The organism is Pseudomonas sp. (assembly GCF_033723075.1).
Classification (GTDB): domain Bacteria; phylum Pseudomonadota; class Gammaproteobacteria; order Pseudomonadales; family Pseudomonadaceae; genus Aquipseudomonas.
This window is the reverse complement of sequence record NZ_JAWVXU010000026.1, coordinates 33,174-45,430: the sequence shown is the minus strand read 5'-3', so window position 1 is coordinate 45,430 and position 12,257 is coordinate 33,174. Positions and strand designations below refer to the sequence as shown.

The window sequence follows — 12,257 nt, the reverse complement described above, 5'->3', positions numbered from 1 at the left end:
CAGGCCCTGCATGGCGATCTGATAGCCCTCGTTGGCCAGCACCTGTTCGGCCGGAATGATCCCGGCCTTGATGATGCGCTGCTCGTGATAGAGGTCGGCGAGGAACATGTTCAGCGCCTGCACGCGCTGGATGCAGCCGCGTTCGACGATGCGCCATTCGCTGGCGGGAATGCTGCGCGGAATGGTGTCGAAGGGAATCAGCCGCTCGGTACCGAGCTCATCGCCATACAGGGTAAAGGTGATGCCGGCGCGGTGAAACAGCAGATCCGCCTCGCGGCGGCGCTGGGCCAGTTGCTCTGGAGGGATTGCCGCCAGCCAGCGGGCAAACTCTAGATAGTGCGGGCGACACTTACCCTGTGCATCGTACATTTCATCGTAGTACTTGCGATCCATACCGCATTCCTCATCCGCTGATGACGATCACTATCGCAAATCGCCAAGCCTGTGCCATCCAGAAATTTGCTTTATTTGAAAAAGTTGTCGATACACAAATTTTCCGAGGTGATTTTTCATTATCAGTTTTCCCCAACGGTCACTTCGGCCAACTGCGCAGGCCAGTGTTTCGAGGCGCCTCTTGGGGGGGGCGATTCAGTAGCCGCCACGAGGCCAATAGAGGAGCGTAGGCAGGCGATCGTCGCCAAGCAGCTGATGCTGTTCCGCGCAACTGGAGTCCACCAACAACGCTCAACAGCCTGCTGTTTCATGCGTGCGCGGGAGGCAGTTCCTATTGCAGGTATTGGCTTGAATTGCTCTGCTCAGTTGCCCCCTTACTTGCCTGAACGAGAGGGAAGGGCATAACTGGTTAGTGTGCAATTGTCTGGATGCCCGCGTTACACTCCACAGCAAATTCAGGGTGTCTATACATGGCAAAAAGAAAAACAGGCTCCGCCAAAATGGCACAAGAGTCGAGTGATGCGCGGGCAGTTGAGAATAAGTCGACCACCCGTAGTACTGAACCTGGAGATACGCCGGCAAACATTGCGGCAGGCTTTCCCGTGGTAGGGATTGGCGCATCTGCCGGTGGGCTGGCTGCGTTCGAGGCGTTTTTCTCCGGCATGCCGAGCGACACCAATCCGAACATGGCGTTCGTGCTGGTCCAGCACTTGGCGCCTGACCATAAAAGCATGCTCACGGATCTGATTCGACGCTTTACCCGCATGCAGGTCTTCGAGGTGGAAGATGGCATGCGGGTAAAGCCCAATTGCGCCTACATAATCCCGCCCAATCGCGACATGGCCTTTATCAACGGCACCTTGCAATTGCTCTCGCCGGTCGAACCACGTGGCCAGCGTCTGCCGATCGATTTCTTCTTTCGTTCACTGGCCCTCGATCAGCGGGAGCGGGCGATCGGTATCGTGCTCTCAGGTACAGGCAGTGATGGCACCCTTGGTGTGCGGGCGATCAAGGCCGAAGGGGGCATGCTCATGACCCAGGATCCGGACTCTGCGGAGTTCGACGGCATGCCGCGTAGTGCCATTGCCACCGGGCTGGTCGATTATGTGCTGCCGCCGGCCGAGATGCCGGTGCAGCTCATGGCCTATGTGGCTCATGCTTTCGGCAAGCCGCCGCTGTTGGCCAGTATCCCGATATCCAAGGCCGAAGACGCCTTGAAGAAGATCTTCATTGCGCTGCGCAGCCATGTTGGTCACGACTTTTCACAATACAAACCCAGCACTATCTTGCGCCGCATCGAACGGCGCATGGCGGTCCATCAGCTTGAGACCATAGACAGCTATGTCAGGTATCTGAACCAGGCCCCGAGTGAGGTGGAGTCGCTATTTCGCGACTTGTTGATCGGCGTGACCAATTTCTTCCGGGATCCGGCGGCGTTCAAGGCGCTTGAGGAACTGGTGATTCCCAAGCTCTTCGCCAACAATCCACCAGGCTCTGCAATCAGGGTCTGGTCAACCGGTTGTTCGACCGGCGAAGAGGCCTATTCGCTGGCCATTCTCTTGCAGGAATACCGCGAGACGCTCAAACAGGAACACACGGTCCAGGTATTCGCCACCGATATAGACAGCCGCGCGATTGCCACGGCTCGCGCCGGCATTTACCCGACCAGCATGACCGCCGACATTACCCCTGAACGGTTGAAGCGGTTTTTCACCCTTGAGCCGGACGGTAGCGGCTACCGGATCCACAAAAGCATTCGCGACATGCTGGTCTTTTCCGAACAGGATCTGATCAAGGATCCACCATTTTCCAAGCTGGATTTGATTTGTTGCCGCAATCTGCTGATTTACCTGGGCGCCGATTTACAGAAAAAAATCATTCCGCTGTTCCACTACGCACTCAAACCGGGTGGCATCCTGTTTCTTGGCACCTCGGAAGGTGTCGGCAATTTTGACGACCTGTTCGACGTGCTCGATCGCAAGGCGAAGCTGTATCAGCGCAAGGAAGACTTCCATGGTATGCGCCGCACCTTTCTCAGCCGCTTTCTTTCCCCGGTGACAGCCACCGACATGATCAGCGTTGCGCGCCCCCCAGGCAGTGCCAAGGCGGTCAATCCCGGCAAACGACCACTGCGCGAGATAACCGAGCAGACGCTCTTGCAGCACCTCGCGGCGGTCGCTGCGCTGGTCAACGCCCAGGGCGACATCCTCTACCTGCATGGCCGCAGCGGCATGTATCTGGAGCCTGCGCCGGGCGAGGCGGGGATCAACAATATCCTCAAGATGGCCCGCGAGGGCTTGCGCTCCAGCCTGGCCAAGAGCCTGCACCAGGTGGCGACCAGCAACGAGACCGTTCGGCTCAAGGCGCTGCAGGTTAAAACCAACGGTCATTTCACCCCGGTCAACCTGAGTATTTGCCCGGTGAAGTCCGGGCCTGCTGCACCCGTGGAAGCGGCCCTGTTCCTGGTCATCCTGGAGGAGGCGGCAGTCCTGGCTGCGCCGCTGGCACCACAGATTGCCGATCAGGCGGGTACGTCTGCAGCGCAGCCTGGCGGTGACATGGACGAGCGCGTTGAGTCGCTCAAGCAGGAGCTGCAAAGCAAGGAAGACTACCTGCAGAGCACCATCGAGGCGCTGGAGACCTCCAGCGAAGAACTCAAGTCCTCCAACGAGGAAATGCAGTCGGTCAACGAGGAGCTGCAATCCACCAACGAGGAGCTGGAGACCTCCAAGGAAGAGTTGCAATCGGTCAACGAGGAACTGGCCACCATCAATGCCGAGCTGCAGACCAAGGTTCTCGAGTTGTCGCAGGCCAACAACGACATGAACAACCTGCTGGCCGGTACCGGAATAGGTACGGTATTCGTCGATCTCGACCTGCGAATTCTGCGGTTTACTCCGGCGGCATCGCGAATCATCAACCTGATCCCCAGCGACCTCGGTCGGCCGGTCGGCCATATCGCCTCCAATCTGCTCGGCTACGACCGTCTGGTGGCCGACGTCAAGGCGGTGCTGGATACCTTGACGCCCAAAGAGATCGATGTGCAAACCGTGGAAGGGCGCTGGTACAAGATGCGCATTCTGCCGTATCGCACCCTGGACAACGTGATCGAAGGCGCGGTGATCACCTACGTCGACATCAATGAGCATGAGACGCTGCGCCTCAACGAGGAGCGTTATCGGTTGGCGGCCAAGGCGGCAAGAGACGTCATTTGGGATTGGGACATCATCAGGGGCGAGCAGCGCTGGAATGAGGCAGGCATTTCGCTGTTCGGCTGGAGCGACATAGTGTCGGCGCCGCAATCGACCACGTGGTGGCTCGAACGCATCCATCCGGAGGATCGGCAACGGGTCAACGACGGCATCCACGCGGCCTTGGCCGACGTCTCGTGCACGCACTGGGACGATGAATATCGCTTTCGCAAGGCCGATGGCGCCTATGCGACCGTACTCGATCGTGGGTTTGTCCTGCGTAACGAGCGCGGACAGGCCATTCGCATGATCGGGGCAATGCTCAATATCACTGAGCGCAGACAGGCTGAAGAGGTGCTGCGGATCAACGAGGCGCGCCTGCGGGTGGCCCTCGATGCTACGCCTGTCGTGGTATTCAACCAGGACAAGGCATTACGCTACACATGGATCTACAATTCTAATTTGCCAGTCCCTGCCGAAGAGTTTCTCGGCAAGACCGACGCCGACCTGTTACCGGCAGAGGCCGCAGCCAGCTTGACCGCGATCAAACGGCAAGTACTGGAGAGTGGGGTTGGTACTCGGCAGCGAGTTCTCAGCAACATTTTTGGCAAAGCGACCCCTTGTGATTTGACCGTGGAACCGCTGCGTGATGATTCAGGCACCATCATCGGTATTACCGGCGCATCAATTGAGGCCACCGATCAGCAGTATCAGGATGCAGTGCACACAGGGCCGAATCCGCACCTCTCCGGTGAATAAGGGCTGCCAATGAAAGATCATGACACTCGAAAGGAATCAATTGCCATGCCGGCGAAGGCACGGGCATTGTTGCGCCGGATTGCGGAAGAAATCATTGAAGACGATGTGCGGGAGCCGCAAGAGCAGCTGCTGCTCCTGTCACCGGAGGCGGTGCAACAGGCTCTGCACGAGTTGCGCGTGCACCAGGTCGAACTGGAGATGCAGAACGAGGAACTGCGCCATGCGCAGGCCAAGATCGAAGATGCCAAAGAGCGTTATTTCGATCTCTATGACCTGGCCCCGGTCGGCTATCTGACGCTCAGCATGCAGGGCTCGATCCTCCAGGCCAATCTGACGTCTACCCATCTACTGGAAGTGGTTCGCGCCGAGTTGATCAAGCAGCCGCTCACGCGCTTCATCTTTCGCGACGACCAGGATATTTTCTACCAGCTGCGTAAACGGCTGATCACCACAGACGACCCACAGACGTGCGAACTGCGCATGGTCAAAAGTGGCGGGGCGATACTCTGGGCGCACCTGGACGCCTCCAAGGCGCTAGACGAAGGCGGCGTACCGGCCCTGCGTATCGTGCTGAGCGATTTCAGCGCACGCAAACGTGCTGAAATCGCACTGCAGGAGAGCTACCAGGCCCTGCAGAGCATTCTGGACGCTACCCTCGACGGTTTTTGGCGCGTTGATATTCACGGCAATATTCTCGATGTAAATCCGACCTACTGCGAGCAGTCGGGTTACAGCCGTGAAGAACTGTTGAGGATGAACGTTCTCGATCTTGAAGTGGCGGAGTGCGCCGCGGCTACGGCGAAACAGACCCTCACCCTGATCGAAACCGGTCATGGGCAGTTCGAGTCCATCCATCGCCGCAAGGACGGAACTCTTTGGCACGTTGAAGTCAGCAGTACTTATCGCGACGCTGCCGGGGGTCAGGTTTTCGTGTTCCTGCGTGATATTTCCAAGCGCAAACAAGCCGAAGAGAAACTCCAGCTCGCGGCCAGCGTGTTCTCGCACTCCCGCGAAGGCATCATGATCACCGCGGCCGACGGCTGCATTATCAATGTCAATGCCGCTTTCACCCGGATCACTGGCTATAGCCGCGACGAAGCTATTGGGCAAACCCCGCGCATTCTCAGTTCAGGCCGTCACACCAGCGAGTTCTACCAATCCATGTGGCACAGCCTGACCGAACAAGGCCACTGGTACGGAGAAATCTGGAACAGACGCAAGAACGGCGAAATTTATGCCGAAATGAAAACCATCAGTAGCGTGCGCGACTCCCAGGGTAAAGTCGTCCAGTACGTTGCGCTGTTCTCGGATATCACCGAAATCAAGGCGCACCAGAGCAAGCTCGAGCACATCGCGCACTATGACGCCCTGACCTCGTTGCCCAACCGCGTGCTTCTGGCCGACCGCTTGCGGCATGCCATCGCTCAGGCGCAACGGCGAGGACAACTACTGGAAGTCGTCTACCTGGATCTGGACGGTTTCAAGGCGATCAACGACAAGCACGGGCATGAGGCTGGCGACAAGCTGCTGATCGCCCTGTCTGCGAGCATGAAGCAGGCGCTGCGTGAATGCGACACCCTGGCACGAATTGGTGGCGACGAGTTCGTTGCCGTGCTGGTCGACCTGCCGGATGTAGCCTCCAGCATGCCGATGCTCAGCCGGCTGCTTGCCGCTGCGGCGCAAGTGGTGCATGTGGGCGACCTCGCGCTGCAAGTGTCGGCCAGCATGGGGGTGACCTTCTGCCCGCAGCAGGATGAGGTGGACGCGGACCAACTGCTGCGTCAGGCCGATCAGGCCATGTACCAGGCCAAGCTGTTGGGCAAGAACCGCCTGCACTTCTTCGATGTCGAGCAGGATCGCAGCGTGCGCGGCCACCACGAAAGCCTGGAACACATTCGCCTGGCACTGGCCGAACGCGAGTTCGTTCTCCACTACCAACCCAAGGTGAACATGCGCAGCGGCAAGGTCATCGGCGTCGAAGCCCTGATCCGCTGGCTAAACCCGGAGCGGGGGTTATTGGCTCCGGCGATATTTCTACCGGTAATCGAGGATCACTTGCTGGCGATCGAACTGGGTGAGTGGGCGATAGATCAAGTCCTGACCCAGATGGAAGAATGGCTCAAGCTCGGGCTGGACATCGAAGTCAGTGTCAATATTGGTGCTCGCCAGTTGCAGCAGAAGAATTTCGTTGAGCGCCTGCGCGCCATCCTCCACGCTCACCCGCAGATAAGCCCCTCGCGCTTGCAACTGGAAATTCTGGAAACCAGCGCATTGGAAGACGTTGCGCATGTATTTCAGGTGATAGAGGCTTGCCGCGGCTTCGGCGTGATGTTCGCGCTGGATGATTTTGGTACAGGTTATTCCTCGCTTACCTACCTGAAACATCTGCCGGTAGCCTTGCTCAAAATCGACCAGAGCTTTGTCCTCGGCATGCTCGACGATCCGGATGACCTGTCCATTCTCAAAGGTGTGGTTGGCCTGGCCAGCGCATTTCGCCTCGAGGTCATTGCCGAAGGCGTCGAGAGCCCGGAACACGGTGCTCTGCTACTGCAACTGGGCTGCGAGCAAGCCCAGGGCTTTGGTATCGCCGCGCCGATGCCGGCAGACGAACTGCCCGACTGGATTGCAACCTGGTGGCAAGGCTCGGGTTGGTGCGACTTGCCCTTGGCGAGCAAAGAGGATCTATCACGGCTGATTGCCAGTGTGGAGCTGCGCGCCTGGATCAAGGCGCTGAACAACTACCTCAGGGGCGAGTGCGCAACCCCGCCGCCCCTGGATCGGCAACAAAGTTACTTCGGTCGGTGGCTGAAGGGCGAGGGCCTGGTCTGTCATGGTCATCAACCATTGTTTGCCTCTCTCCCCGGGCTGTACCAGCAAACCCATGCACTCTCGGCTGAACTCTGTGAGCTGTACGCCATGGGTAATAGCGCCGCAGTGCGGGCTCGGCTGAGCGAGCTTGGCACGCTGCAGGAGGCCTTGCTCGTTCAGTTGAAAGAGCTCGCCTAGGCGCGTTTCGGCGCCTATGGCTTGCCTGCCACAGGACTGTCGTGTCCGTGTCATACCCCTGCCATGCGCATTCGCTGCAATCGCTGTAACTCATCAGGGGAGTGCAGCGATGCGAATCTGCGTGATCGGAGCCGGCTATGTCGGATTGGTGGCGGCGGCATGCTTTGCCGAAATGGGCAATCGGGTGATCTGTGTCGAGCGCGATCCTTTCCGCGTTGCGCGATTGGCCCGCGGCGAAGTGCCGATCCACGAGCCTGGCCTGGAACCGATGCTCAAAGAGCACTTGGCCAGTACCCAACTGAGCTTCACCCAGCACCTCGACGAGGGCATCGCCCAGGCCGAGATAATCTTCATTGCGGTTGGCACTCCGAGCGGGGAGGACGGCTCGGCCGACTTGTCGCATGTCTTGGCGGTGGCCGCGGCATTGGCCGAGCGCCTCAACCATGCCTGCATAGTGGTGGATAAATCCACGGTGCCGGTGGGCACTGGCGAGCAGGTCGCACAACTGATCAATGCCGGTCTGGACAAGCGTGGCAAGCCATTCCGGGTCGCGGTGGCGAGTAACCCTGAATTTCTCAAGGAGGGTTCGGCGATCGACGACTTCATGCGTCCGGATCGGGTCATCATTGGCTGTGACGACGTGGCGGCTACCGAGGTTTTGCGTCGTCTGTATGCACCATTTCTGCGCAACCATGAACGCCTGTTGTGCATCAGCGTACGAGCGGCAGAGTTCAGCAAGTACGCGGCCAATGCGTTTCTGGCGACCAAGATCTCGTTCATCAATGAAATGGCGGGGCTCTGCGCGCCACTCAATGTCGATATAGAAGAGGTGCGCCGCGGTATCGGCAGCGATACGCGCATCGGTACGCACTTTATCTATGCTGGCTGTGGTTATGGCGGCTCCTGTTTCCCCAAGGATGTGCGCGCGCTGATTCGCAGCGCAGAGATGACCGGGGTTGAACCCGGTATCCTGCGTGCGGTCGAAGCACGCAATGCCCTGCAGAAGACTCTGCTGTTCCAGGCCCTGAGCGAACATTTCTCGGGCTATCTGCAAGGGCGGGTGGTGGCGCTGTGGGGCTTGGCCTTCAAGCCGGGTACCGATGATCTGCGTGAAGCGCCGAGTCTGGTGCTACTCGATGCCTTGCTCGCCGCCGGCGTTACGGTTCAGGCCTGTGATCCGGTTGCCACCGCCGGCGTGGCTCTGCTTTATACCCAGGCCATGGAACGTGGCCAGTTACGCCTGAGCGAGTCACCCTACAATGTCGTAGAGGGCGCCGATGCCCTGGTACTGGTGACGGAGTGGAAGCAGTTTCGCCAGCCCGATTTTGCCCGCATTCGCGGCTTGATGCGTTTACCGGTACTGTTCGACGGCCGCAACATATACGACGCAGAGCAACTCGGTGAACTGGGTTTTCTCTACCGCGGCATCGGTCGGCCGGAGTCCCAGCGTTGTATGGTCCGCGCAGCCTGCTAGACTGCCCGGGTATTCTGTTTCCCGTTAAGGAATTCCATGATCAAGAAATGCTTGTTCCCTGCAGCCGGTTACGGCACCCGCTTTCTACCCGCAACCAAGGCTATGCCCAAGGAAATGTTGCCGATAGTGAACAAGCCACTGATCCAGTATGGCGTCGAAGAGGCGCTTGAAGCGGGGCTGACGGAGATCGCCATGGTCACCGGCCGTGGCAAGCGCTCGCTGGAGGATCACTTCGACATCAGCTACGAGCTGGAGCAGCAGATCCGCGATACCGACAAGGAAAAATACCTGGTCGGCATCCGTCGCCTGATCGATGAGTGCAGTTTTTCCTACACCCGTCAGGTCGAAATGAAAGGCCTCGGCCATGCGATTTTAACCGCACGTCCATTGATCGGCGACGAGGCCTTCGCCGTGGTGCTGGCCGATGACCTGTGTCTGAATCTGGACGGTGACGGCGTATTGACCCAGATGGTCAAACTGTACAACCAGTTCCGTTGCTCGATTGTCGCGATTCAGGAAGTACCCGCGGAAGAGACCCACAAGTACGGTGTGATCGCTGGCGAAATGATCCGCGATGACATCTACCGGGTGAATAGCATGGTCGAGAAACCCAAGCCGGAAGATGCGCCGTCCAACCTGGCGATCATCGGCCGCTACATCCTCACCCCGGATATCTTCGACATCATCAAAGACACGCCACCGGGCAAGGGTGGCGAAATCCAGATCACCGACGCGCTGATGAAGCAGGCGCAGAATGGCTGCGTGCTGGCCTACAAGTTCAAGGGCCAGCGTTTCGACTGCGGCGGTGCGGAAGGCTATATCGACGCCACCAATTTCTGCTTCGAGAACTTCTACAAGGCAGGCAAGGTTTCCTGAACCAGTAGTGCTCCGTACAAGCCACCTTCGGGTGGCTTTTATGCATCAGGGGATCGGCATCGCCTCCGAACCGGGACCCAGTGGTTGGCCGTAACTGAACTCGACGTAGTTGCCCGCGGGGTCACGTAGCCCGCAGTAATAACCGACAGGGTAGGGCTCATCACGTGGCGCCCAGATCAGGCAGCCGGCCTCTTGCGCCTTGGCGGCGACCCGGTCGACCTGTTCGCGGCTGTCCACGGCAAAACCGAAATGGCTGTAATCGTCGGCGGCCAGCTGCCGATCCTGTCCGCCCGGCATGATCACGAAGATGAACCTGTGTTCCTTGCCTGGCTCGGCCATCCAGACGATACGCGAACCTTTGCCCGCACGCTGGTGGATTACCTGCATGCCGCAGAACTCGGAATAGAACGCCACACAGGCATCCAGATCCGGCACATGCAAAGCCAGATGGGTGAGGGTAGGGCGCATGGCGTTTCTCCTCTTGGCGATGTTTCAAGCTTAGGCCCCACTCAGGATTCACGCGCGATTGGGTTATGCTGACGACCTGCTAAGGAGGCTGACCATGACCTATGATTTCGACCTGTTTGTAATCGGCGCCGGTTCCGGCGGTGTACGTGCTGCGCGCTTTGCCGCCGGCTATGGTGCCCGCGTGGCCGTAGCCGAGAGCCGTTATCTGGGCGGCACCTGCGTCAACGTCGGCTGTGTGCCGAAGAAACTGCTGGTGTATGGCGCCCACTTCGCTGAAGACTTCGAGCAGGCCCAGGGTTTTGGTTGGTCGCTATCCGCTGAAGCGAAGTTCGATTGGCCGACCCTGATCGCCAACAAGAACCGCGAGATCGAGCGTCTCAACGGCATCTACCGCAACCTGCTGGTGGACAGTGGCGTAACCCTGCTCGAGGGTCATGCACGCCTGCTCGATGAGCACAGCGTGGAGTTGGGCGGCCAGCGTTACAGCGCCAGGCACATCCTCATCGCCACCGGTGGCTGGCCATATATCCCGGAGATTCCGGGGCACGAACATGCCATTGGCTCGAACGAAGCCTTCTTTCTCGAACAGTTGCCCAAGCGTGTACTGGTGGTCGGCGGCGGTTATATCGCCGTGGAGTTCGCCTCGATTTTCCACGGCCTCGGCGCCCAGACCTCGCTGCTGTATCGCGGCGAGCTGTTCCTGCGCGGTTTCGACGGCGCGGTGCGCCAGCACCTGCGCGAAGAGCTGAGCAAGCGTGGCCTGGATCTGCAGTTCAACAGCGATATCGAACGCATCGACAAACAGGCCGACGGCAGCCTGCTCGCGACCTTGAAGGATGGCCGCGCGCTAGAAACCGATTGCGTGTTCTACGCCACCGGCCGGCGGCCGATGCTGGACAACCTGGGCCTGGAAAACACCGCGGTAGAGCTCGACGAGCGCGGCTACATCAAGGTCGACGAGCACTACCAGACCTCCGCACCGTCGATTCTGGCGCTGGGCGATGTGATCGGCCGGGTGCAACTGACCCCGGTGGCCTTGGCCGAAGGCATGGCGGTGGCGCGGCGACTGTTCAAGCCCGAGGAGTACCGCAAGGTCGACTACCAGACGATTCCCACCGCGGTCTTCAGCCTGCCGAATATCGGCACTGTCGGCCTCAGCGAAGAGCAGGCGAGGGAGGAGGGCTACCGGGTTGAAGTCTACGAAAGCCGTTTCCGGCCGATGAAGCTGACCCTCACCGAATGCCAGGAACGCACCCTGATGAAACTGGTGGTGGATGCCGACAGCGACCGCGTCCTGGGCTGCCATATGGTCGGTCCGGAAGCAGGGGAAATCGTCCAGGGACTAGCCGTGGCCTTGAAGGCTGGCGCGACCAAGCAGATTTTCGACGAGACCATTGGCGTGCATCCGACGGCTGCCGAAGAGTTTGTTACCATGCGCGCCCCCGTGACCAGCTGAAAACGCCATGCCACAACTTTTCTACCTGGCTGACCTGTTCGGCGTAGCCGTATTCGCCATCACCGGTGCCTTGATGGCCGGGCGCAAATCCATGGACCTGTTCGGCGTGCTGGTGATTGCCGTCATCACCGCGCTGGGTGGCGGCACTTTGCGCGATGTGATTCTCGACAATCACCCGGTCAGCTGGATACGTGACGACACCTATATCGTCGTCGCATCCCTGGCGGCTATCGGCACCGTGGTGTGGGTGCGCTTCACCCAGCCAATCCATGAGAAGGGACTGCTGATCGCCGATGCTTTCGGTTTGGCCGTATTCACCGTGATCGGCACCGAAGTGGCCTTGCAGCACAACGTGCCGCTGAGTACCGCGGTGATCATGGGGGTCATGACCGGCGTCGCCGGCGGGGTCATGCGCGATGTGATCTGTAATGAAATCCCGCTGATCTTCCAGAAGGAAATCTACGCCACCGCCTGTATCGCCGGAGCCCTGGTGTTTATCGGACTGCGCGCGCTGGATACGCCGCACTGGCTCGATACCGGCGTCGCCATGCTCACCGTGCTGTTTATCCGTCTGGCGGCCATCCGCTGGCGTTTCTCGTTGCCACGTTTTCATTTGCTGGATCGGGACTGAGCC

8 protein-coding genes are annotated in these 12,257 nt (G+C 59.3%); 6 read left to right on the top strand and 2 right to left on the bottom strand.

What is annotated here, in order from left to right; genetic code table 11:
• On the bottom strand, positions 1–393 hold a 393-nt coding region (locus tag R3355_RS21810; RefSeq protein ID WP_318963163.1), incomplete at its 3' end, for a circularly permuted type 2 ATP-grasp protein.
• 428 nt (positions 394–821) lie between these two features.
• On the opposite strand from R3355_RS21810, the gene R3355_RS21805 reads away from it, so the two are divergent.
• The 4 genes from R3355_RS21805 (at position 822) to galU (ending at position 9,699) form a co-directional block, all read left to right on the top strand.
• Positions 822–4,343 (top strand): chemotaxis protein CheB, encoded by a 3,522-nt coding sequence (locus R3355_RS21805; RefSeq protein WP_318963161.1) that lies wholly within the window; start codon positions 822–824, stop codon positions 4,341–4,343.
• A gap of 45 nt (positions 4,344–4,388) precedes the next feature.
• Positions 4,389–7,349 carry an EAL domain-containing protein gene (locus R3355_RS21800; RefSeq protein WP_318963160.1) on the top strand — a complete coding sequence of 987 codons (2,961 nt, stop codon included), beginning with the start codon at positions 4,389–4,391 and terminating at the stop codon, positions 7,347–7,349.
• Positions 7,350–7,458: 109 nt separating this feature from the next.
• Complete coding sequence (locus R3355_RS21795; RefSeq protein ID WP_318963159.1) at positions 7,459–8,823, top strand: UDP-glucose/GDP-mannose dehydrogenase family protein; 1,365 nt, start codon at positions 7,459–7,461, stop codon at positions 8,821–8,823.
• 36 nt (positions 8,824–8,859) lie between these two features.
• The gene (gene galU, locus R3355_RS21790) at positions 8,860–9,699 is read left to right on the top strand and encodes a UTP--glucose-1-phosphate uridylyltransferase GalU (protein ID WP_318950717.1); all 840 of its coding nucleotides are present in this window, start codon (positions 8,860–8,862) and stop codon (positions 9,697–9,699) included.
• Positions 9,700–9,744: 45 nt separating this feature from the next.
• Here the strand turns inward: galU and R3355_RS21785 are convergent, their stop codons facing one another.
• Entirely contained in the window at positions 9,745–10,167 is a 423-nt protein-coding gene (locus tag R3355_RS21785) for a VOC family protein (protein WP_318963158.1), read from the bottom strand.
• A gap of 94 nt (positions 10,168–10,261) precedes the next feature.
• Between R3355_RS21785 and gorA the strand changes: the two genes are divergently transcribed.
• Complete coding sequence (gene gorA / locus R3355_RS21780) at positions 10,262–11,623, top strand: glutathione-disulfide reductase (RefSeq protein ID WP_318963157.1); 1,362 nt, start codon at positions 10,262–10,264, stop codon at positions 11,621–11,623.
• Between the two features lie 7 nt (positions 11,624–11,630).
• Positions 11,631–12,254, top strand: a complete 624-nt coding sequence (locus R3355_RS21775) for a trimeric intracellular cation channel family protein (protein ID WP_318963156.1) — start codon at positions 11,631–11,633, stop codon at positions 12,252–12,254.
• Positions 12,255–12,257 lie beyond the last annotated feature (3 nt).

Coding starts and splice junctions, on each gene's coding strand:
- R3355_RS21775 (WP_318963156.1), top strand. CDS start 11,631: ATGCCACAACTTTTCTACCTGGCTGACCTGTTCGGCGTAGCCGTATTC.
- R3355_RS21785 (WP_318963158.1), bottom strand. CDS start 10,167: ATGCGCCCTACCCTCACCCATCTGGCTTTGCATGTGCCGGATCTGGAT.
- galU (WP_318950717.1), top strand. CDS start 8,860: ATGATCAAGAAATGCTTGTTCCCTGCAGCCGGTTACGGCACCCGCTTT.
- gorA (WP_318963157.1), top strand. CDS start 10,262: ATGACCTATGATTTCGACCTGTTTGTAATCGGCGCCGGTTCCGGCGGT.
- R3355_RS21795 (WP_318963159.1), top strand. CDS start 7,459: ATGCGAATCTGCGTGATCGGAGCCGGCTATGTCGGATTGGTGGCGGCG.
- R3355_RS21805 (WP_318963161.1), top strand. CDS start 822: ATGCCCGCGTTACACTCCACAGCAAATTCAGGGTGTCTATACATGGCA.
- R3355_RS21800 (WP_318963160.1), top strand. CDS start 4,389: ATGCCGGCGAAGGCACGGGCATTGTTGCGCCGGATTGCGGAAGAAATC.